General features: G+C 73.2%; 21 protein-coding genes. 6 read left to right on the forward strand and 15 right to left on the reverse strand.

Going from position 1 to position 21,557, the window contains the following annotated elements; all coding sequences use genetic code 11:
• Positions 1–36: 36 nt before the first annotated feature.
• Positions 37–627 carry a GNAT family N-acetyltransferase gene (locus tag MON03_RS12075; RefSeq protein WP_242088586.1) on the forward strand — a complete coding sequence of 197 codons (591 nt, stop codon included), beginning with the start codon at positions 37–39 and terminating at the stop codon, positions 625–627.
• The gene (locus tag MON03_RS12080; protein ID WP_242088588.1) at positions 624–1,094 is read left to right on the forward strand and encodes an SRPBCC family protein; all 471 of its coding nucleotides are present in this window, start codon (positions 624–626) and stop codon (positions 1,092–1,094) included. Before MON03_RS12075 ends, MON03_RS12080 begins: the two co-directional genes overlap by 4 nt.
• A gap of 49 nt (positions 1,095–1,143) precedes the next feature.
• Here MON03_RS12080 and MON03_RS12085 read toward each other — a convergent pair whose 3' ends face one another.
• Positions 1,144–1,863: a VIT1/CCC1 transporter family protein gene (locus MON03_RS12085; RefSeq protein ID WP_022902944.1), complete on the reverse strand. Its 720-nt coding sequence runs from the start codon at positions 1,861–1,863 to the stop codon at positions 1,144–1,146.
• A gap of 182 nt (positions 1,864–2,045) precedes the next feature.
• On the opposite strand from MON03_RS12085, the gene MON03_RS12090 reads away from it, so the two are divergent.
• Entirely contained in the window at positions 2,046–2,615 is a 570-nt protein-coding gene (locus tag MON03_RS12090; protein WP_022902945.1) for a VOC family protein, read from the forward strand.
• Between the two features lie 22 nt (positions 2,616–2,637).
• Here the strand turns inward: MON03_RS12090 and MON03_RS12095 are convergent, their stop codons facing one another.
• On the reverse strand, positions 2,638–3,252 hold the full coding sequence (locus tag MON03_RS12095) for a GNAT family N-acetyltransferase (protein ID WP_242088590.1): 615 nt from the start codon (positions 3,250–3,252) through the stop codon (positions 2,638–2,640).
• A 4-nt stretch (positions 3,253–3,256) separates the two neighbouring features.
• Positions 3,257–4,660: an LLM class flavin-dependent oxidoreductase gene (locus MON03_RS12100; RefSeq protein WP_277927234.1), complete on the reverse strand. Its 1,404-nt coding sequence runs from the start codon at positions 4,658–4,660 to the stop codon at positions 3,257–3,259.
• Positions 4,661–4,851: 191 nt separating this feature from the next.
• Between MON03_RS12100 and MON03_RS12105 the strand changes: the two genes are divergently transcribed.
• A complete protein-coding gene (locus MON03_RS12105; protein WP_175329540.1) occupies positions 4,852–5,808 on the forward strand; it encodes a helix-turn-helix transcriptional regulator in 957 nt (318 codons plus the stop codon).
• A gap of 9 nt (positions 5,809–5,817) precedes the next feature.
• On the opposite strand, the gene sufU is transcribed toward MON03_RS12105, so the two are convergent.
• From sufU to MON03_RS12135, 6 genes are all read right to left on the reverse strand, one after another.
• Positions 5,818–6,261, reverse strand: a complete 444-nt coding sequence (gene sufU, locus MON03_RS12110; RefSeq protein WP_242088592.1) for a Fe-S cluster assembly sulfur transfer protein SufU — start codon at positions 6,259–6,261, stop codon at positions 5,818–5,820.
• Complete coding sequence (locus MON03_RS12115) at positions 6,258–7,580, reverse strand: aminotransferase class V-fold PLP-dependent enzyme (protein ID WP_242091466.1); 1,323 nt, start codon at positions 7,578–7,580, stop codon at positions 6,258–6,260. Before MON03_RS12115 ends, sufU begins: the two co-directional genes overlap by 4 nt.
• A 101-nt stretch (positions 7,581–7,681) precedes the next feature.
• On the reverse strand, positions 7,682–7,894 hold the full coding sequence (locus MON03_RS12120) for an antitoxin (protein WP_022904554.1): 213 nt from the start codon (positions 7,892–7,894) through the stop codon (positions 7,682–7,684).
• 91 nt (positions 7,895–7,985) lie between these two features.
• Entirely contained in the window at positions 7,986–9,323 is a 1,338-nt protein-coding gene (locus MON03_RS12125; protein ID WP_242088594.1) for a chloride channel protein, read from the reverse strand.
• A gap of 31 nt (positions 9,324–9,354) precedes the next feature.
• On the reverse strand, positions 9,355–11,463 hold the full coding sequence (locus tag MON03_RS12130) for an alpha-galactosidase (protein WP_242088595.1): 2,109 nt from the start codon (positions 11,461–11,463) through the stop codon (positions 9,355–9,357).
• 124 nt (positions 11,464–11,587) lie between these two features.
• The gene (locus MON03_RS12135; protein ID WP_242088596.1) at positions 11,588–12,571 is read right to left on the reverse strand and encodes a magnesium and cobalt transport protein CorA; all 984 of its coding nucleotides are present in this window, start codon (positions 12,569–12,571) and stop codon (positions 11,588–11,590) included.
• Between the two features lie 77 nt (positions 12,572–12,648).
• On the opposite strand from MON03_RS12135, the gene MON03_RS12140 reads away from it, so the two are divergent.
• Positions 12,649–13,458: a TspO-related membrane protein gene (locus MON03_RS12140; protein WP_242088597.1), complete on the forward strand. Its 810-nt coding sequence runs from the start codon at positions 12,649–12,651 to the stop codon at positions 13,456–13,458.
• Between the two features lie 518 nt (positions 13,459–13,976).
• On the opposite strand, the gene ald is transcribed toward MON03_RS12140, so the two are convergent.
• The 4 genes from ald to MON03_RS12160 all read right to left on the reverse strand — a co-directional run bounded on the left by ald (position 13,977) and on the right by MON03_RS12160 (position 18,685).
• Positions 13,977–15,077, reverse strand: a complete 1,101-nt coding sequence (gene ald / locus MON03_RS12145) for an alanine dehydrogenase (protein WP_242088598.1) — start codon at positions 15,075–15,077, stop codon at positions 13,977–13,979.
• Positions 15,078–15,197: 120 nt separating this feature from the next.
• Positions 15,198–16,595 (reverse strand): FAD-binding oxidoreductase, encoded by a 1,398-nt coding sequence (locus MON03_RS12150; RefSeq protein ID WP_242088599.1) that lies wholly within the window; start codon positions 16,593–16,595, stop codon positions 15,198–15,200.
• 43 nt (positions 16,596–16,638) lie between these two features.
• The gene (locus tag MON03_RS12155; RefSeq protein WP_242088601.1) at positions 16,639–17,649 is read right to left on the reverse strand and encodes an AraC family transcriptional regulator; all 1,011 of its coding nucleotides are present in this window, start codon (positions 17,647–17,649) and stop codon (positions 16,639–16,641) included.
• Positions 17,650–17,722: 73 nt separating this feature from the next.
• Complete coding sequence (locus MON03_RS12160) at positions 17,723–18,685, reverse strand: sugar-binding transcriptional regulator (RefSeq protein WP_175328184.1); 963 nt, start codon at positions 18,683–18,685, stop codon at positions 17,723–17,725.
• Positions 18,686–18,875: 190 nt separating this feature from the next.
• Here MON03_RS12160 and MON03_RS12165 point away from each other — a divergent pair, with 190 nt between their 5' ends.
• A complete protein-coding gene (locus tag MON03_RS12165) occupies positions 18,876–20,618 on the forward strand; it encodes a glycerol-3-phosphate dehydrogenase/oxidase (RefSeq protein WP_175328183.1) in 1,743 nt (580 codons plus the stop codon).
• Positions 20,619–20,724: 106 nt separating this feature from the next.
• On the opposite strand, the gene MON03_RS12170 is transcribed toward MON03_RS12165, so the two are convergent.
• Both MON03_RS12170 and ykgO read right to left on the reverse strand, forming a co-directional pair.
• A complete protein-coding gene (locus MON03_RS12170) occupies positions 20,725–21,381 on the reverse strand; it encodes a histidine phosphatase family protein (protein WP_175328182.1) in 657 nt (218 codons plus the stop codon).
• A gap of 28 nt (positions 21,382–21,409) precedes the next feature.
• Positions 21,410–21,532, reverse strand: a complete 123-nt coding sequence (gene ykgO, locus MON03_RS12175) for a type B 50S ribosomal protein L36 (RefSeq protein ID WP_242088603.1) — start codon at positions 21,530–21,532, stop codon at positions 21,410–21,412.
• Positions 21,533–21,557: the final 25 nt, after the last annotated feature.

The following is a 21,557-nucleotide window of genomic DNA, read 5'->3' on the forward strand; positions in this document are numbered from 1 at the left end:
CCGGGCGGCGTGCTCCGCCGTCGCTAGGCTCGTGACGTGGATCCCGTGACGCTCTCGACCGACCGGCTCGTGCTCTCCGCCCCGGCGACGTCCGACGCCGAGGACGTCATCGCCTACGCGACCGACCCGGATGTCATCGCCTACACGCCCGTCCCGGTGCCGTACGGCCACGCCGAGGCCGTCGAGTGGCTGGGACGGTGCCGGACCGGCTGGGAGTCCGGGACCCGCCTCGCCTGGGCGATCCGTCGACGCGAGGACCCTCGTCTGCTCGGGACCGTCGAGCTCTTCCAGATCGCCGACGGCGCCGCCGAGGTCGGCTACGCCACGCACCCCGACGCCCGCGGCCACGGCTACGTCACCGAGGCGGTCTCCGCGATCGTCGACTGGGCCTTCGCCACCCCGCCGCACGGCCTCGGCCTCGTCCGCGTGCAGTGGCGGGCGATCGCCACGAACCACGCGTCCCTCGCCGTCGCCCGACGCGTCGGCATGTCGTACGAGGGCCTCCGCCGTTCGGGGGTGCTCCACCGCGGACAGCGGCACGACGAGGCGCTCGCGGCGGTGCTGCGGGACGACGACCGATCGACGCCGCTCGGCTGGCCGGCGCCGACCGGTCGGCCCGACGCGTGACCGTCCGCTTCCGGCTCGACACGCACCTCGCCTGTGCGCCCGAGCGGGCCTTCGCGCTGTCGCTCGACATCGGTGCGCACGAGCGGTCGCTCGCCTCGACGGGGGAACGGGCCGTCGGCGGCGTCACGGCCGGCACGATCGGCCTCGGCGAGTCCGTGACGTTCCGCGCCCGCCACCTCGGGGTCGTCTGGCGGTTGACGAGTCGGATCGTCGTCCTGGAGGCACCGCACCGGTTCGTCGACGAACAGGTGCGCGGTCCGTTCGCGCGTTTCCGGCACGAGCACCGCTTCGAGCGCGCCGGCACCGGCACCCGGATGCTCGACGACGTCGTGGTCACCGCGCCGTTCGGACCGCTCGGACGGCTGGCGGAGGTGGTCGTCCTCGGCCGCTACCTGCAGCGGCTGCTGACCGCGCGGAACACCGCGCTCGCTGCTGAGGCCGCCGCCGTCTCCGGCGCCGACGAGTGACCGCGGTGGTCCGGTCGGGTGCGCGCCGGTACGAGCGGGCCCGTCGCCGTCAGATCGCGTGCGCGCCCAGGATCGCTCCGGCTGCGTAGGTCGCGGCGAGCGCCAGGGCCCCGCCGACCACCACGCGCACGGTCGCCCGGCCGCGCGGTGCACCGCCGAGCGTGGCCCCGGTGGCCCCGGTGGCCGCGAGTGCCACGAGCACGGCGACGACCGTCACGAGGACGCGCACCGACTCGGGGGCGAGCAGCATGGCCAGGAACGGCAGCGCCGCCCCGGTGGTGAACGTCGCCGCGGACACCCAGGCCGCGCGCCACGGGCTGACGACCTCGTCCTCGGCGTCGCGCAGGGCGGCCTCGGCCCGGCGTGCCCGGACCTCCGGCCGCACGAGCTCGGCCGCGACGGAGGACGCGACGTCCGGCGCGACCCCGAGCCCGCGGTAGTGCGCCGCGATGGTGTCGGCGTCCTCGGACTCGGCCTCGAGCTGCGCCTGCTGCGCGGCCTGCCCGGTGCGCTGGGCGTCGCGGGCGCCGCTGACCGAGACGTACTCGCCGAGCGCCATCGAGACCGCTCCCCCGACGAGGGCGGCGGTACCGGCGGCGATGACCGGCCCGGTCCCCGCGCCCGCCCCGGCGACCCCGACGAGGACCGCGGCGACCGACACGATACCGTCGTTCGCGCCGAGGAGTCCGGCACGGAGCCAGTTGAGCTTCGCGGCGCTCGTCGTGTCGTGATCGGTGGCGGGGAGCACGAGGTCGGTTGCGGTCGACATGCGATGAGCATGCCACCGTCCGGAACGGTCCGCCAGCAAGGTGAGGCTGCCCTGACCTGGGGTTTTGTGGTGAGGGCAGCCTTACCTGAGCGGACCGACAGCGAGTGCGGCAAACCGCACCACATCCCGCACCGGGTCCTGCACGCCCGGGCACCCGGTGGCCCCGGTGAGAGCATCCAAGGATGAGCAGGGGAATCAGGATCGACCACGTGGGCGTCACGGTGCCGGACATCGACGCTGCCACGGCCTTCTTCGCGGCGGCGCTCGACGCCGTCGTCCTCTACGACGTCCGGTGCCGCAGCGAGGAGCCCCGCGGCTCCGCGGAAGTGCACCGGTACCTCGGGATCCCGTCGACGATGGCCCAGGGAGCCATCCGGATGCTCGCACTCCCCGAGGGGCCGGGGCTGGAGTTGTTCGAGTACCTCGGCCCGGACCAGCGGTTCGCCGCGGCACCGTCGGACCTCGGGTGGCAGCACCTCGCGCTGTACGTCGACGACCTCGACGCCGCCCTGGACAAGGTCGAGCGGGCCGGGGGCCTGCGGAACTCCGATCCGCGGGAGCTCCGCGGCGTCGAGGCCGGCGAGGGCAACCGGTTCGTGTACACCCGCACGCCGTGGGGTTCGACCCTCGAGCTCGTGAGCTACCCGACGCCGCAGCCGTACCTCCTCACGGCGCCGCGGGCGAAGTGGGCCCCGTGGCCGACCCCGGCCGATGCGCTCCCGGAGCCCGTGGCGGCACCGATCCCCGGGTGACCGGGCAGCGTTCGGGCCCCGGTCAGTCGCCGACGGTCACCCAGGCCCGCGTCGGCCGGCCGGACAACGGGTGTGCGAACGGCTCGCCCCAGGGCCGGAACCCGGCACTGCGGTAGAGGCCGAGCGCCGGGGCATTGTCCTCGAGTGCGTGCAGCACGCACCGGGCGTGCCCGGACCGTGATGCGGCGTCGACCGCGGCGCGCAGGAGGTCCCGTCCGAGGCCGTGTCCCTGCGCACGCGGGTGGACCGCCAGCAGCGACAGGTAGGCGGCGTCCTCCGGGTCCTCCGGTCCCCCGGTCCCCGGCGCCGTCACGAGGGCGAAGCCCGCGACCCCCGCGGCCCCCGGGAGGGCGGAGCCCGCGGCCCCCGCTGCCCCCGCGCGGGCGAAGCCCGCGACCTCCGCGACCCCCGCGACCCCCGCGGCCCCAGCGGCGCCCGGCGCGTCCCCCGGACCTCCCGGCTCCGCCGCGACGACGAGCGCCACCCGCGGCTCCGCGAACTTCGCGAGCGCCCGGGCGCGGACCGCGTCGGACTCCGGCACGGCGTCCCGCACGCTGACCGCGGCGACCCAGAGGTCGACGCAGGCAGCGGCCTCGTCCTCCGACGCGGCACGCACGACGAAGGACGATCCGATCACGCCGTCAGCCTACGACCGCCTGCTGACCGATACGGTAGCCGGCACCGCGGTGCTCCCCGGGCAGCCGGTCCCCGCGGCCGTGCAGCTTGTGCCGCAGCGATCCCGGCGCGTACTCCGTCGGGTAGACACCGCGCGCCCGCAGCTCGGGGACGACGAACTCGATGACGTCCTCCCAGGTCCCGGGCGTCACGGCGTAGGCGAGGTTGAAGCCGTCGACGTCGGTCTGCTCCTGGATCTCCTGGAGGCGGTCCGCGATGGTCGCACCCGAACCGACCTCGACCGGCCCGAGTCCGCCGATCGCCGTGTGCCGGGCGAGGTCGCGGATCGTCCACTTCGATCCGTCGGACCCGGTGGCCGCGGAGATGTTCGCCGCCGCGGACTGGATCGCGTTCGACTCGACGTCGCCGAGCGGCTCGTCGAGGTCCCACTGCGACAGGTCGACGCCCATCCACCCGGAGTTCAGCACGAGGGCGCCCTCCTCCGAGGCGTAGGACAGGTAGTCCTCGTACTTCGCGCGCGCGGCCTCGTCGGTGGCGTCCGTGATCACCGTGAGCAGCGAGTAGACGCGAGCGGCGTACCGGTCGCGACCAGCTGCCTCCAGGGCGTCCCGGATCTTCGTGACGGTCGCTGCCAACTGCGGCAGGGTCGGGGCGCCGACGAAGACGGCCTCGGCGTTCTCGGCCGCGAAGCGGACACCGCGCGGCGATGCCCCGGCCTGGTAGATGACGGGCGTGCGCTGCACGGACGGCTCGGACAGGTGGATGCCCGGGACGTCGAAGTGGCGCCCGTGGTGCTCGATGGGGTGCACCTTGGTCGGGTCGGTGAAGACCCCGGTCTCGCGGTCCTCGACGACCGCGTCGTCCTCCCAGGAGCCCTCCCAGAGCTTGTAGAGGACCTCGAGGTACTCGTCGGCGACGTCGTAGCGGTCGTCGTGCGACAGCTGGTCCGTCTGCCCCATGTTGCGCGCGGCGCTCGGCAGGTACCCGGTGACGACGTTCCAGCCGACGCGCCCCTTGGTGAGGTGGTCGAGCGTCGACATGCGCCGGGCGAACGGGTACGGGTGCTCGTAGGCGGTCCCGGCGGTGATGCCGAACCCGAGGTGCTCCGTGACGGCGGCCATCGCGGACACGAGCAGGATCGGGTCGTTCACGGGCACCTGGGACCCGGTCCGGAGCGCCGACTCGTTCGAGCCACCGTAGACGTCGTACGTCCCGAGGACGTCGGCGATGAAGATGCCGTCGAAGGCACCGCCCTCGAGCGTCTGCGCCAGGGAGGTCCAGTACGACAGGTCGTTGTAGCGCCGCGAGCGGTCGCGGGGGTGGCGCCACAGCCCGGAGGACTGGTGCGCGACGCAGTTCATGTCGAACGCGTTGAAGCGGATCTGCCGGGGAGCGTCGTCGGTCGTCACGGACGCGACGCTACGGGCGCCGAGCGGCGACCGCCACGCGCGTTGCGTCGTGTGACGTCCGGCCGGGAGGCCCGGGGCGCGGTCCGCTGTGCGGCCTGCGGTCGGACTGCGCTCGCCACGGGCGCGGGGCGCCGGTCCGCGCACGGCGCGCTTCCTGAGCGCGACGACGCCATCCACGGCAGGATGCAAGGGTGTCCCAGTCCATGCAGCGCACCCGGTGGTCCGCGACGACCCGCGACCCGACGCAGGCGGCCGAGCAGCTGCTCGGGCTGCCCGACCTGCGACGGGCGGACGTCGACACGGGTGCCGAGGAGTTCACGTTCGACGTGCGCCGCCGTGGCACGGACCTGCTCTCGCTCTGGTCGTCCGCCTCGACGGGCGACGTGCGCGGCGAGGTCGTCGCGGACACCGCGATGGTCCTGTTCTGGTTGAAGTCCGGCAGCGGCTCGGTGGACGACGACCACGACGTCCCCACCGGACGGCCGTCGCTCTTCCGGCACGACCCGCAGCACGTGCGGTGGACGGGCTACGAGCTCGACCTCATCCGCATCGACCGCCGCACCGTCGAGGAGGTCGCGGCGGAGCGCGGCGCGTGGCGTCCCGGTCCGCTCGAGTTCCAACCGCACCACATCCCGGAGGGGCCGGAACTGGCGGCGTTCTGGCTGATGGTGCGCGCCGTCGCCGCCGAGGTGCTCCGCGGGCCGACCGTCGTGCCCGAGTCCCGGGAGCGCGAGCTCACCCGGTTCGCCGCCGGTGGGCTGCTGACCGCGATCCCGCACTGGCCGATCGGCGAGCACGGACCGCCCCCGACCGCCGCCGCGGCCCGCTTCGCCCGCGCCGAGGGCTTCCTGCTCGAGCACGCGACGGAGCCGATCTCGGTGGAGGACGTGGCCGAGGCCGCCGGACTGAGCATCCGGGGCCTGCAGGAGGCGTTCCGGCGACATCACGGCGTCACACCGACGACGTACCTCCGTCGCATCCGCCTGCTGCTCGCCCGGGAGCAGCTCGAGTCGGGCGAGGCGGCGAGCGTCGGGGACGTCGCCCGCGCCGTCGGGTTCGGCCACCTCGGTCGCTTCGCGAGCAGCTACCGCGCGGAGTTCGGCGAGCTGCCGCGCGAGACGTGGTCGGCCTCGCGGCGCGGTCGCTGACCGGTCGGGTCAGGCGGCGGCTTCGCGGACCGCTGCCTCGGCGGCGACCCACGCGAGCATGCCGCACTTCACCCGCATGACGAACCTCGAGACGCCGTGGAACGCCACGAGGTCCTCGAGGACGTCCTCGTCGGGCTCGCCCACCCCGCGGGAGCGCATCATCTCGCGGAACGTCTCGGTGAGGGCGAGCAGCTCGGGGACGGTGCGGCCGGTCGCCATGTCGGTCAGCACGGAGGCGGACGCCATCGAGATGGAGCAGCCGTCGCCCTGCCAGGCGATCTCGGCGATCCGGTCGGTGCCCGACTCGAGCCTGACCCGCACGGTGATCTCGTCGCCGCACGTCGGGTTCCGCTCGAAGTGCTCGGCGTCGGCGTGGTCGAGCGGACCGTCGCCGTGCCGGGCCTTCGCGTGGTCGAGGATGACCTGCTGGTAGAGGGAGTCGAGGGCGTTCACCGGGCACCGGCCCCCTCGGCCCCTTCGGCCCCTTCGGCCCCGAAGTACCCGCGGATCTCCCCCACCGCCTGCACGAAGCGGTCGACGTCGGACTCCGTCGTGTAGACGTACGTGCTCGCCCGGGTCGACGCGACGAGCCCGAGACGCCGGTGCAGCGGCTGCGCGCAGTGGTGGCCCGAGCGGACCGCGATGCCCTCGGCGTCGAGGTACTGCGCCACGTCGTGGGCGTGCACCCCGTCGACGTCGAACGCGACGAGACCCGACCGGGGCACGCCGGCCGGTGGCCCGACGACGCGGACGCCCGGGACGTCGGCGAGCCCGTCGAGCATCCGCTGTGCGAGGTGCTCCTCGTGCGCGCGGACCTGCTCCATCCCGAGCCGCTGCAGGTACCGCACGGCCTCGGCGAGCGCGACGGCCTGCGAGACCGGCTGCGTGCCCGCCTCGAAGCGTTCGGGCGCGGGCATGTACTCGCTCGACTCCATCGTCACGGTGGTGATCATCGACCCACCGGTCCGGAACGGCGGGAGCGCGTCGAGCAGGTCGGCTCGGCCCCACAGGACACCGATGCCGTTCGGCCCGAGCATCTTGTGCCCCGAGAACGCGGCGAAGTCCACGCCGAGCGTTCCGACGTCGACTGGCCGGTGCGGGGCCGACTGGCAGGCGTCCAGGACGACGAGGGCGCCCTTCGCGTGGGCGAGCGCCACGACCTCGGCGACCGGGGCGACCATGCCCGTGACGTTCGAGACGTGCGCGAACGCGACGACCTTCGTGCGGTCGGAGATGACGGCGGCCGCGTCGGCGGCGGTCCAGGTGCCGTCGTCGGCGACGGGCACCCAGCGGAGCGTCGCCCCGGTGGTGGCCGCGACCTCCTGCCACGGCACGAGGTTCGCGTGGTGTTCGGCCTCCGTCACGACGATCTCGTCCCCTGGCGCGAGCCGGAAGCGGCCGGCGGCGGCACCACCACGGCCGCGGCTGGCGTTCGCGAACCCGTACGCCACGAGGTTGAGGGCGTCGGTCGCGTTGCTCGTCCAGACGACCTCCCGCGGGCTGGCGGCCCCGATGAAGCCGGCGACCGTGGCTCGGGCGTCCTCGTAGGCGTCCGTGCTCAGCGCGGCGAGCGTGTGGGCCCCGCGGTGGACCGCAGCGTTGTCGTGCTCGAGGAACCGGCGTTCGGCGTCGAGCACCTGCACCGGTCGTTCGGCGGTCGCGCCGGAGTCGAGGTACGCGAGCGGCCGGCCGTTCACCTCCTGCTGCAGGATCGGGAAGTCCGCGCGGATGCGGGCCACCTCGTCCTCGGTGAGCGGTGTGCTCGGTCCCACGATCGTCACGGGTCGGTCCTCCTGGTGTCGCCGGTCACGGACAACCCGTCAATCGTGGTCGTTGTTCCCGTCGGCGTCCAGTCGGACCCCCGTGGACGCCGCTACTCGTTGCCGATGTGCTTGTCCACGTTGTCCCGGGCGCCGTCGATCTTGTCGTCGAACTTGCCCCCGGTGGCCTTCTTGACCGCGTCGGCCACGCCGTCGAGCACCTTGTCGCTGACGTTCTCGGCCTGCTCGCTCTTCAGGGCGTCCTGCACCTTGCCGTCCTGCAGGAACTGCTGTGCCTTCTTGGTGATGTCGTCGAACCCGGCCATGAACGGCTCCTCCCTCGGGCGGGACCGGTCTGCCCCGCGTGCCGCCGATGGTAGGCCCGGAGGCGGTCCGGTGTCCGCGCCCCGGGACCGGTCAGGCCATCTGGGCGCTGCGACGACGGGCGAGCACGTACGACACGGCGACGGACCCGGCGATGGCGAGCAGCGCGGGGACGAGGATGTCCGTGCCCTGCTGGGTGAACTCGAGCACGAGCACGAGGGCGGTGAAGGGGGCGCGCATCGTCGTCGCGAGGAACGCCGCGGCACCGACGAACGCGAAGGCGGCGAGGGACGACGAGCCGACGGGCCAGAGCAGCAGCCAGAGACCACCGAGTCCGCCGCCGACGGCCGACCCGATCGCGATGGACGGCGTGAGCGTGCCGCCGACCGCGCCGGCGCCGATCGTGACGGCGGTGGTCGCGGTCTTCGCGATCCCGAGTACCAGCAGGAGCAGGATCGGCGCGAGTCCGACCACGGCGGCGTCGTCGAGCGAGGCGTTCATCGCCACCACGCCGAGCGCCCGGCCGTTGCCGAGGACCTCGGGGAACCACACCGCGACGAGCCCCACGAGCGCGAACGCCACGGGGAGCACGACGAGGAGGTGCCAGCCCTTCGGCGCGATGGCCTGCAGCCGGTTCGTGAGCTTGACGAAGCCGATCCCTGCGAAGCCGAGCACCGGCCCGACGATCACCGACCAGACGAGCAGCGACTCGGACATCGGCATCGACGGCACGTGGTAGAGCACCTCGTCGGGGATCACGAGCCGAGCGGTGAACGCGGCGATCGCACTCGTGGCGAACGCCGGCACCGCCGTGGCGAACGTGAGCTCCCCGAGCAGGACCTCGACGGCGAACAGGGCACCCCCGAGCGGCACGTCGTACACCGCTGCGAGACCGGCCGCCGCGCCGCACGCGACGAGGATGCGCGTCTCGCGGGGCGAGAGCCCGGCGCGCACGGTGACGACCTGGGCGAGCCAGGCCCCGATCTCGCGCGGCGCGACCTCCTTGCCGATCGAGCCGCCGAGGCCGACCGCCAGGATCTGCACGCCGGCGTTCGCCACGGTCGAGACCGCGGGCATCCGCTTGCCGGCGACCGCCGCGGTCACCGCCACCGTCGGCTTCGCCCACCGCCGGAGCGCCCACCACGCGACGGCGGTGAGCACGCCCGCCGCGGCGACCGCCAGGAACCGCGCCCACCCGGACTCGGCGTCGGCCGCCTCGAGGTGGCCGCCGTAGGGGAACCCGAACGCGACGAACTGGATGAGCTGCAGCGCGAGCCACACCGCGGTGCCGGCGACGCCGCCCGCCACGCCGACGAGGGCGGTGACGACGGCGATGCGGATCGCGCGTCCGGAGGTCAGGTGGCCGGTGGGGGCGGCCCGGCCGGGGGCGACCGCATGACCGGTGGGCGTGGCGGGACCGGTGCGCGGCATGGCGTCGAGCCTACCGAGCACCGGTCGCGCGTCAGACCGCCGTGACGCGGAACGGCACCACGGCGTCGGCCGGCAGGTGTGGCGGCTGCACCCCCACGGTCGTCAGCACGCGGCCGCTGAACTCGCGCTGCCCGTCCCACCACGACGGCGCCTTCAGTCCGTGCAGCTCGCCGACGACGACCGGCTCGACCCGGTAGCGCGTGTCCGGGTCGAGGTCGCGGAAGCGGACCCGACCGGTGTTCGACACGTCCGCCCAGCCGGTGCTCGCGAGGAAGAACACGGCGCTGCGCTTGTCCGGGGACACGGTGCCGTACACCAGGCGCGTCGGCTCGACCTCGTCGACGCGGACGAGGTCGCCACCGTGCAGCAGTGGCCGCAGCTCCTTGTACAGGGCGGTCCACGCGGCGAGGTCGCGCAGTTCCCCCTCGGTGGCACGAGCGAGGTCCCACTCGATCCCGAGGTGGCCGACGACCGCGGTGCCGGCCCGGAACGCGAGGTCGTGGTAGCGGCCGGTCGTGTGGTTCGTGCCGCTCGCGATGTGGGCTCCGAGCAGCTCCGGCGGTAGCAGCTGCTGCGTCCACCGGTGCATGCGCTGCCGCTCGGACGGGTCGATGCAGTCGGAGACCCACACGCGGTCGGTGTGCTCGATCACCCCGAGGTCGACGCGGGCGCCGCCGGACGAGCACGACTCGATCTCGAGCGCCGGGAACCGGTCCTTGAGGGTGGCCATCAGCCGGTACGTCGCGAGCGTCTGCTCGTGCACCGCCGCACCACCACCGGGGAAGCCGGCGTCCACGAGGTCCCGGTTGTGGTCCCACTTGACGTAGTCGACCTCGTACTCGCCGATGATCGCGGTCATGCGCTCCAGGACGTACGCGAACGCCTCCGGGATGGCGAGGTCGAGCACCTGCTGGTCGCGCGAGCGGACCGGGAGCCGACCGTCGGCCTGCATGATCCACTCCGGGTGCGCACGTGCGAGGTCGCTGTCCTCGTTCACCATCTCCGGCTCGAACCAGAGCCCGAACTGCATGCCGAGGCCCCGGACGCGGTCGACGATCGGCCCGAGGCCGTCCGGCCAGACCCCCTCGTCGACGTACCAGTCGCCGAGGCCCGCGTGGTCGTCCCGCCGGTTCCGGAACCACCCGTCGTCGAGGACGTACCGCTCCACGCCGAGGGCCGCGGCGCGTTCGGCGAGGTCGGTGAGCCGGGCGAGGTCGTGGTCGAAGTAGACGGCCTCCCAGACGTTGATCGTCATCGGCCGCGGGGTCGACGGGTGCTGCGGACGGCGGCGGAGCCAGCGGTGGAAGCGGCGGGCCTGGTCGTCGAGGCCGTCCCCGTACGCGAACCACACCCACGGCGTCCGGTACGACTCCCCCGTCGCCAGCTGGACCTCGCCCGGGAGCAGGAGTTCCCCGCCGCCGACGACCTGGCGTCCGGTCGACAGCCGCTCGGCGAGGTGCCGGTGGTTGCCGCTCCAGCCGGTGTGCACGCCCCAGACCTCGCCGTGGCCGAACCCGAACCCGGGCTCGCCGACCGACAGCACGGTGGCGGCGTCCGGGCCGGTGCGGCCGCGGCGGTTGTCGCGCTCGTGGGTCCCGACGTGCAGCACGCTCCGCTGCGGGGTCCGCTCGCCGCCCCAGCGGCCGGCGAGGTCGAGCACCTCGCGGGCGCGGTCCGGGACCGGCAGCGCGAGGTGCACGTCGTCGAGGGTGTACGCACCCTCCCCGGTGTTCGTCACCTCGGCGCGGGTGCGGACCAGGCCGGACGAGGTCAGCTCGATCTCCAGGACGACCGCGAGGCCGGCGGTCTCGTCGGCCCCGTGGGCGACCACCGACGACGCGGTCACGTCGAGCGAGGACACCGTGAACGCGGGCGCCCAGTCGCGGCCGTCGCGGTGCCCGGCGATGCCCGGTCGGCCGGCCCAGCCACGGTGGGGCTCCGGCAGGACCGCGAGTCGGACCGGCACGTCGGCCTCGTTCGGCGCGACGACCGAGACGTCCGCCGCGGCCAGGGCGGACAGGTCCTCCGCGGTCGCGTCCCCCAGGGCGGGGCCCCAGTGGACGACGGCTGGGAGCGCTCCCGGAGAACAGTCGAGGACGAGGGAGACACCCTCGGCGGTGAGGTGGACGACGTCGGTCATGCAACGACCTTGGCACACGACCGAGGGCGACACGCGCGCGCGACGCGCGAGCAGCAGACGGCCTGGAGGCGCGTGGCGGCGCCGCCACGGGCCTCCAGGCCGTCGCCACGTGCGTCCGGTGCCGTCAGAACCAGCGTTTGACCTTGAAGACCACGAAGAGGACCGCCGCGAACAGGATCATCGCGAGGATCGACAGCGGGTAGCCCCAGGTCCACTGCAGCTCCGGCATGTGCGTGAAGTTCATCCCGTAGATCGCCGCGATGAGGGTCGGGGCGAAGAGGATCGCCGCCCACCCCGAGATCCGCTTCGTGTCGTCGTTCTGCTTCTGGGCCGCGAGCGTCGAGTCGACCGTCAGCGCGTTCTGCAGCAGCTGGCGGAAGGTGTCGAGGCGCTCGACCGTCCGGATGGCGTGGTCGAGGACGTCCCGGAAGCGCCGCTGCATCTCGACGGGCAGGTGGTACTTCTCGGCACCGCGGTGCAGGTTCTCGATCATGTACACGAGGGGCCGGGCGGCCCGCTGGAACGCGACGACCTCGCCGAAGAGCTCGTAGATGCGGCGCGAGACCCCGGCGACGCCGGCGAAGAGTTGGTCCTCGATCTGGTTGATGTCCTCCTCGAGCCCGTCGATCACCGGGAGGTAGCCGTCGACGATCGAGTCCATGAGCGCCCAGAGCTGCGCCTGCGGCCCCACGGTGACGAGGCCCGGCTTGCCGCTCATCCGCTGCAGGGCACGCGGGACGGCCTGCGGGCCGCGGGGGTCGGCCGGGACGACGGCGAGGAAGAAGTCCTCGCCGACGAAGGCGTGCACCTCGCCGAACTCGACCTCCTCCGTGGCGTCGTGGTAGACCGCGGGCTTCAGGACGACGAAGAGCGTCGTGCCGTACCGCTCGAGCTTCGGCCGCTGGTGCCCCTCTGCGGAGTCCTCGACCGCGAGCTCGTGCAGGCCGAGTGCCACGGCGACGTCCCCGAGTTCCTCGGCGTCGGGCTGGTGCAGCACGATGCACGCGCTGGCGCCCTGGTCCTCGATCATCCGGAAGGTGTCCGGGAGCGACGGGCACGCGATCGGCGCGATCTTGTCGACGTACACGGTGTTCAGCTCCACGCTCACGTCCCCCACCGTACGCACCGCGCGCAGGCCGGGCGCGTAGCGTGCCGGTCATCAGCATGCTGACGAAGGGAGCGGAGATGTCCGGAGCAACGAGCGGCAGGTCCTGGCGGATCGTCGTCGTGGTGAGCGCGGTGGTCGCGGTAGTCGGGTCCTTCATCGGGTCCGGTGCCGCCGGGGGCACGCCCATCCAGAACGCCTCGGGCGGGGCGCTGTCGGCCTCGTCGACGTCGATCGCGCCGGACGGGCCGGCGTTCGGCATCTGGTCGGTGATCTACCTCGGCTTGATCGTGTACGCGGTGCGGCAGCTGTTCCGGACCGCGGACGACGAGCGGCACGCGCGGCTCGCCCTCCCCGCGACGCTCTCGCTGCTCCTCAACGCGGCGTGGATCCTGGCGGTGCAGTTCGGCTTCCTCTGGGCGAGCGAGCCGATCATCGTGGCGCTCCTCGCCGTGCTGGTCTGGACGTTCGTCGTCCTGCGGCGCACCCGGCCCTCCGGCGTCGTCGAGGCGATCGTCACGGACGGCACGTTCGGCCTCTACCTCGGGTGGGTCTGCGTGGCGACGGCAGCGAACACGGCGGCGGTGCTGACGGCGGCGGGCTTCCGGGGCTTCGGGCTCGGCCAGGACGTCTGGGGCGTGCTCGTGGCGGCGGTGGCCGGGCTCGTCGGGGTGCTGCTCGCGGTCTGGGACCGGGGGCGGCTCGCGCCGACGGCCGCGCTGTGCTGGGGACTGGCGTGGGTCGCGGTCGGGCGGCTCGACGGGCCGCTCGTGTCGGTGCCGACGGCGGTGACCGCGGTGGTGGCCGTCGTCGTGGTGGTGCTCGTGACGGTGCTCGTCCGGACCCGGGCGGGCTGGGCCGGGCGGCGGCGGTCGTTGGCGGCCGCCTGACCGCCGCGGCCGCGCCGCGCGGCCGCGCGGCCGCGCGGACACAAGACTCGGCGGCACGGCCTCGAGACTCGGCGTGGGCGACACCGCTCGCGCTCGGGAGCGCGAGCCATGTCGCCCAGCGCGAGACTCGGCCCGCGGGTGCAGAGCAGGCGGGACGGGCGCACACCGCGCCTCCCGGCCGGTTCGACGCGCCACGAGACTCGGCGGCGCCCCCACGAGACTCGGCGTGGGCGACATCGCTCGCGCTCAGGAGCGCGAACCATGTCGCCCAGCGCGAGACTCGGCCCGCCGGTGCTGAGCCGGCGGGACGGGCGCACACCGCGCCTCCCGGCCGGTTCGACGCGCCACGAGACTCGGCGGCGCGGCCACGAGACTCGGCGTGGGCGACACCGCTCGCGCTCGGGAGCGCGAACCATGTCGCCCAGCGCGAGACTCGGCCCGCCGAGGCCCGCCGAGGCCCGCCGAGGCCCGCCCTCGGCCCGCCGAGGCCGCGCCGACAGCGCGCAGCGCCCGCCGCGTCAGCGCGCGGCGGCCGCCAGACCGTGCGCGGCCGCGACGGCCTCGTTCGTGACCTGCCCCGCGTGCACGTTCAGACCGAGCGCGAGCGCCGGGTCGTCGGCGAGCGCCTGCTCCCAGCCGCGGTTCGCGATCGCCACCGCGTACGGCAGGGTCGCATTCGTGAGCGAGATGGTCGAGGTGCGCGGCACCGCTCCGGGCATGTTCGCCACGCAGTAGTACACGGCGTCGTGCACGCGGAACGTCGGGTCGTCGTGCGTCGTCGGCCGCGAGCCCTCGAAGCAGCCGCCCTGGTCGATCGCGATGTCGACGAGCACCGACCCCGGCTGCATGTCCGCGACCATGGCGTCGGTCACGAGCTTCGGCGCCGAGGCCCCGGGGATGAGGACCGAGCCGATCACGAGGTCGGCCGACGCCAGGGCCGAGGCGATCGCGTGCGAGGAGGACCGCAGGGTCGTGATGCGCCCGTCGAACCGGGCGTCGAGCGCACGCAGGCGCGGCAGGCTGATGTCGAACACGGTGACCTCGGCGCCGAGGCCGAGCGCCATCGTCGCCGCGTGCTCCCCCGCGACACCGCCACCGATGACGACGACACGGCCCTTCGGGGTCCCGGGCACGCCGCCGAGCAGCAGTCCGCGGCCGCCGTTCGTGCGCATGAGGTGGTACGCGCCGACCTGGGCGGAGAGTCGGCCGGCGATCTCCGACATCGGCGACAGGAGCGGCAGCGAACGGTCCGGCAGCTGGACGGTCTCGTAGGCGATGGCCGTCGCACCGGACTCCATGAGCGCCGTCGTCAGCGGGCGGTCGGCGGCGAGGTGGAGGTACGTGAAGAGGACCTGCCCCGGTCGGATCGACGCGTACTCGGACGCGACGGGCTCCTTGACCTTGAGGATCATCTCGGCGCGCGCCCAGACCTCGTCCGCGGTGCCGACGATGGTCGCGCCCGCCGCGGTGTACTCGTCGTCCGGGAATGCCGAGCCGACTCCGGCTCCGGCTTGCACGAGGACCTCGTGGCCGTGCAGGGTCAGCTCCGCGACGCCCGCCGGGGTGGCCGCGACGCGGTACTCGTTGTTCTTGACTTCGGTGGGGACGCCGATCAGCATCACGGACTCCTTCGTGGGCGGTGCTCGTTCGACACCACGATGCGCCGGAGTTCGTTACGGACTCGTTTCGGCCGAACATCTGCGCGACGAAGAGCGCTTCCGTTCGACGAGATTCGGGAATCAGTCCACCTTGCCCGGATTCAGGATCCCCTGCGGGTCGAACACCCGACGGATGCCGCGCTGCAGTCCGAGCACGTCGTCGCCGAGCTCGTCACCGAGGTGGTGCCGCTTCAGCACTCCGACCCCGTGCTCACCCGTGAGCGTCCCGCCGAGTTCGATCGCCGCCCGGAACAGTGCGTCCGCCGCGTCCCACACCCGCTGCGGCACGACGTCGCCGTCGAACACGAAGTTCGGGTGCAGGTTGCCGTCGCCCGCGTGCGCCACGGTCGGGATCGCGACGCCGTGGTCGCGACTGATCGCCGCGACCCGGTCGAACATCTCGGCGAGGCGGCTCCGCGGCACGGCGACGTCCTCGATCAGCACGCGTCCCCGGGCCGTCATCGCCGCGTGGAACGACCGGCGGATCGTGAGCAGGCGGTCGCGTTCCGCCGCCGACCCCGCCAGGCGGACGGTGCCGCCCTCGGCCTGGAGGCGCGGTGCGGCACCCAGCGCGGCCTCCGTCGCACCCGGGCCGTCGTACTCCACGAGGAGGAACACCCCGCCCTCCTGGCCGCTCCCCACTGTCTCCGCCATGACGGCGGGCCCGAGGTGGTCGGCGATGCCCGCGAGCGCCGCCTCGTCGAGCAGTTCCACGGTGGACGGGCGCGGGGCACCCTCGGTCGCCGCGGTGACGACGGCCGCCGCGGCCGCCGCCGCGTGGTGCACGGTCCGGAACACCGCGCCGAGTGTGGCCGGCTCCCCCGGCGGGACGGGCACGAGCCGGACGGTCGCGCCGACGATGACCCCGAGGGTGCCCTCGGAACCGACCATCAGGGCCGTCAGGTCGAGGCCGGTGACGCCCTTCACCGTGCGATGCCCGGTCGAGACGAGTCGCCCGTCCGCGAGGACGACGTCGAGGCCGAGCACCGCCTCCCGGGTGACGCCGTACTTGACGCAGCGCAGGCCGCCGGCGTTCGTGGCGATGTTGCCGCCGATGCTCGAGATCGCGGCACTCGCGGGGTCCGGGGCGAAGCGGAGCCCGTGCCGGGCCACGGTCTCGTTCAGCTTGGCGTTCAGGACACCGGGTTCGACGACCGCGAGTTCGTCCGCCACGGAGACCTCGAGGATCCGGTCCATGCGGGCGACGCTCAGCACGACCGATCCGTCGGTGCCGTTCGCACCCCCGGCGAGTCCGGTCCCGGCGCCGCGCGGGACGACGGGGACGCCCAGCGCCGAGCACGTGCGGAGGGTCGCCTGCACGTGCGCGACCGTCCGCGCATCGACCACGGCGGCCGGTGCGCCGTCGGCCACCCAGCCGGACTGGTCGGTGCGGGCGGCGTCGAGCACCGGCACGTCGGTCCGGACGACCACCCCGTCGGGGTCGTCGAGGGCGGATCGGAGGGCGACGACGATGTCCATGCCAGCACGCTACCGGCGGATCCCGTCCGGCAGCGGCTGCGCGTCAGCCGGTGCGGAGCGACTCGCTGGGCAGCTCCCCGAACCGCGCCCGGTACGACGCCGAGAACCGTCCGAGGTGACCGAAGCCCCACGTCCGCGCGACCTGCGCGACCGTCGTGCCGTCCGGAGCGCCGCGGAGCAGGTCCGTGCGGGCGCCGTCGAGCCGGGCGGCGCGGAGGACGTCCCCGGGGGTCTGACCGAGGTTCCGGCGCAGCGACTGCTGGAGTCCGCGCGGACTGAGGCCGGCCGCCGCCGCGATCTCGGGCGTGCCGATCGGCTCGCGGGCGTGGTCGTGCACGAACTCGAGCGCCTTCCGGAGCCGTTCGTGCTCGGGGCCCGTACCCGTGACCACCGCGCGCCAGCGGCTCCGCTCCGGGAACGCGGCGATCGCGGCACGGACGAAGGCCTCGGCGATGTCGCGTTGCTCGAGCGGGCCGAGGTCGTTCGAGACGTCCAGCCAGCGCGGCGAGTGCAGGCGCACCGTATCCTGCCAGGTGCGGAGGCCCTCGGCCGTCGGTCGGCGGAGGGCCTCGAACGCGAACTCGTCGTCGCCGACGACGGCCCGGACGTGGTCGCGGTCGAGGTGCACGAGGTTCAGCGCGATGTCGTGGTGGTGCAGCTGGTAGACGTCCGCGAACGGCAGCACGACCGGGACGCCGGCGCGCAGTTCGACCTCGTCGCCGCCGTACGTGATCGTGCTCGCGCCCGAGCTCATCCACGCGACGAGGAAGGCGTCGTCGACACGGCTCTTGCTCCGCAGGTCGACCCCGAACCGGGACGACACGAGGGACAGACGGCCGTCGCCGACGCCGCCGAAGGTCCACGGGGTGGTGGGGCGTACCCGACGGACCCGCGGGGCGCGGAGGTCGTAGCCGTCGCCGAAGAAGGTCAGGGCTTCGTCGAGGTCCTGACCGACGACCCGTCGGGAGGCACGGGGCGGCACCCCGGTCGGGAGGGTGGGTCCGGTGGCTCCGGACGCTGTCGACGACAGGTCGGTCTCGTTGCGGGACACCATGCACAGGAATGTACGGGGTACCACCGACATCGCTCCGCGCAGATCGGACGATCCCCAGGTCGCAGCGGCTCCGTCACGGCTGCAGGATGGCCTGCCCGATGCTCTCGTCGAGGATGAGGTCGGTCACGAGCCCCGCCGCCAGCGCCCCGCGGAGCGACGCCGCCTTGGACCGACCGGCCACCACGCAGACCCGGCGCGGCGCGCGCTTGATCGTGTCGAGGTCCGGTCCGCCGGCCCGGGCGTTGACGCCGATGTCCTTCCACGAGCCGTCCGCGCGGTAGAACACCGTCGAGACGTCGCCCACGACCTTCGCACGCACGAGCTCCTGCTGGTCGGCAGGGTCGAGGTAGCCGCCCGAGTAGACGTGTGACGGGACCGGGGCCTGCGGCGCACCGACCCCGAACACGACGAGGTCCATCCGCTCGTGGAGGTCGAGCACGCGGCGGATCGACCGCTCCTTGAAGAGCATCTCCTTCGTCGCGGGGTCGTCGAAGAACGCCGGCACGGGGAACTGCTGCACGAAGGCGCCGTACGCCTCGCCGAACCGCCGCAGGATCTCGGACGCGTAGACGATGCCCGTCGTGCGGGTGTTCGCGGCACCGTTCACCTGCACGATCGTCGACCCGTGCGTGGTCTTCGGCACGAGGTACCGACTGACGGCGCTGACCGTGGAACCCCACGAGATCCCGATGACCATGTTCGAGTCGATGTACTGCGTGAGGATCCGGGCCGCCGACAGCGCGACCCGCTCGAGCCGGTCGACGTCGCTCGTGTGGTCCGGCACCGGGACGACGTGCGCGTGCACCCCGAAGCGCGACCGGATCGAGCGGCTGAGCGCGGCCGCCTGGTCGAGGGGCGAGCGGATCTGGATGTCCACGAGACCGGTGTCACGGGCGTACTTCAGCAGCCGGGAGACCGACGACCGCGAGGTCCCCAGCTCGTCGGCGATGGCGTCCATCGTCAGGTCCTGCAGGTAGTACAGGTGCGCGGCGCGCAGCGCCTGCTGGGTGCGCACGGGCTGGGCGGCATCGCTCATGGTGCTCCGATCTCTTGCCATCGCAACCATGCACGGACGTGCACGGCCTCTGCAACCCCTGTCGCGCCTCCCGGCCCGGTCGGGAGGGTCTCCGACAGGTGTGCTGCACGTTCGTGCACGCGAGTTGCCCGGCCTCTCACCCAGGAGCACGATCGAGATCGAACCAACCGATCGAGCAAGGAAGCGACACATGTCGAAGAAGACGCAGCCCCGGAACACGGTGTCGGCGCTCACCGAGCGCCCGAACGCCAAGGTCCTCATCGTCGGTGGTGGCATCAACGGCATCGCCACCTTCCGCGACCTCGCCCTGCAGGGCGTGGACGTCGCACTCGTCGAGCGCGGCGACTACGCGAGCGGCGCCTCGGCGGCGTCGAGCCACATGATCCACGGCGGCATCCGCTACCTCGAGAACGGCGAGTTCCGCCTCGTCCGCGAGAGCGTGCAGGAGCGCAACGGTCTCATCCGTATCGCCCCGCACTACGTCAAGCCGCTGCAGACGACCATGCCGATCTTCTCGACGTTCTCCGGCATCATGAACGCCCCGCTCCGCATGCTCACGCACAAGCAGCGCTCCACGAAGGAGCGCGGCGCGGCGCTCATCAAGATCGGCATGACGATCTACGACTCCTTCTCGCGCGACGGCGGCTCGGTGCCGAAGCACCGCTTCCTGACGAAGAAGGCCGCGCTCGCGGACATGCCGGCGCTCAACAAGGACCTCAAGTACACGGGGACCTACTACGACGCCTCCGTGCACGAGCCGGAGCGCCTCGCGCTCGACGTGCTCAAGGACGGCCTCGCCGCCGGCTCCGGCACCGGCTCGGCGTCCACCGCCCGCGCCGTCAACTACGTCGAGGCCGCCGGCACCCGTGACGGTGGCGTCGTGCTCCGCGACCGCGAGACGGGTTCGGAGTTCGTCTTCACCGCCGACGTCGTGATCAACGCCTCCGGCCCCTGGACCGACCTGACGAACCAGGCGTTCGGCGGCGAGACGAAGTTCATGGGCGGCACGAAGGGCTCCCACATCGTCGTGCACAACGACGAGCTGCTCGAGGCGACCAAGGGCCGCGAGCTGTTCTTCGAGAACAACGACGGTCGCATCGTGCTCATCTACCCGCTCAAGGGCCGGGTGCTCATCGGCACGACCGACATCGACGCCGACCCGTCGCAGCCGGTGACCACGACCGAGGAGGAGATCGACTACTTCTTCGGACTCGTGAAGCACGTGTTCCCGCAGATCGAGGTCACGCGCGACCACATCGTCTACAGCTACTCCGGCATCCGTCCGCTCCCCCGCCACGAGGACACCGCCCCCGGCTTCGTGTCCCGCGACTACCGGATCGTCGACACCCCGATCGCCGGCCTGCCGGACTCGACGGTGCTGTCGCTCGTCGGCGGCAAGTGGACCACCTTCCGCGCCCTCGCCGCACACCTCTCCACCGAGGCGACGACCAAGCTCGGGGTCGCCCGCAAGGTCGACACGACCGGCATGCCGATCGGCGGCGGCAAGGACTTCCCGGCCACTGACGCCCAGCGTGCGCTGTGGGTCAAGTCGCACCGCGACGGCCTCGACGCCGATCTCGTCGAGGGGCTGCTCGAGCGCTACGGCACCCGTGCCGCCGAGGTCGTGGACGTCCTCACCGACGGCCCGGTCGAGCCGCTCGAGTCCGACCCGAAGCTCACCCGTGCCGAGGTCGCGTACTTCGCCGAGCACGAGCAGGCCGTGCACCTGGTCGACGTGGTGCTGCGTCGTACGAACCTCGCGTTCGTCGGCGGCGTGACGATCGACCTGCTCGACGAGCTCGCCGACGTGATGGCGGGAGCGCTCGGTTGGACGACCGAGGAGCGGGCCGACGAGGTCCAGCGCACGCTCGACGTCCTGCGCGAGTCGCACGGTGTGATCGTGCCGCTGCACACGGCGGCGCAGCCCGCGTAGTCCGCGCAGGTCGCGTCCCGACGCGAGCGGACGACGGACTGGAGGCCCGGTACCAGCTGGTACCGGGCCTCCGGTCCGTCACGGGGTCGCGACGCGCGACCCGCCGTCAGAAGCGCTCGCCCGTCGGGTCCTGCGCGGTCCGGTCGATGAGGTCCTCGCCGCCGACGGGCTCCCCCTCCCAGTCGACGAGCCGCCAGCCGTCCTCGGACGAGCCCTCCAGCTCGACGATCCCGGTGTTCTCCAGGTGCCGCTCCGTCCCGAACTCGTCCGGTGTGTTCTGCGCCGCCGCACTCGCCCACGTCCGGATCGCGGCACCGTGGCTCACGGCGGCCGCGACCGACACCCCGGTCGACTCGATCTGCCGGACCGCGTCGTCGTACCGCTCGAAGAACTCGGTGCCGCTCTCGGCCCCGGGCATCCGCGTCGTGCGGTCCCCCTGCGACCACCCGTGCACGGTGGCGATGTACGTCTGCACCGAGACCTTGTCGCTCTTGCCCTGGGTGTCGCCGGCCTCGATCTCCCGGAGACCGGGCAGCACGACGGGCTCGAGACCGAGCGCGGCCGCGAGTGGGGCCGCGGTCAGCTGCGTGCGGACCATCGAAGAGACGAAGAGCCGCTCGATGCCGCGCGCCGCGAGGGCGGTGGGGAGCGCCTCGGCCTGCTGCTGCCCGAGCTCGGTCAGGCCGGGTCCGGGCACCTCGGCGTCGAGGATGCCGTGCACGTTCGCGGGGGTCTGGCCGTGGCGGATGAGCAGCAGTCGCATGCTGCCACCCTACGGAAGGGCGTCGGTGTCAGCCCTGGCGGGTGTTCCACCGCGGGTTCTGCTTGTTGATGACGTAGACCCGGCCCCGACGGCGGACGACCTGCGACCCGGGGATCTTCTTCAGCGCCTTGAGCGAGTTGCGGACCTGCATGGTGGACCTCCTAGTTGATAACGGT

It is taken from the genome of Curtobacterium sp. DN_7.5 (assembly GCF_022655355.1).
Taxonomy (GTDB): Bacteria; Actinomycetota; Actinomycetes; order Actinomycetales; family Microbacteriaceae; genus Curtobacterium; species Curtobacterium luteum.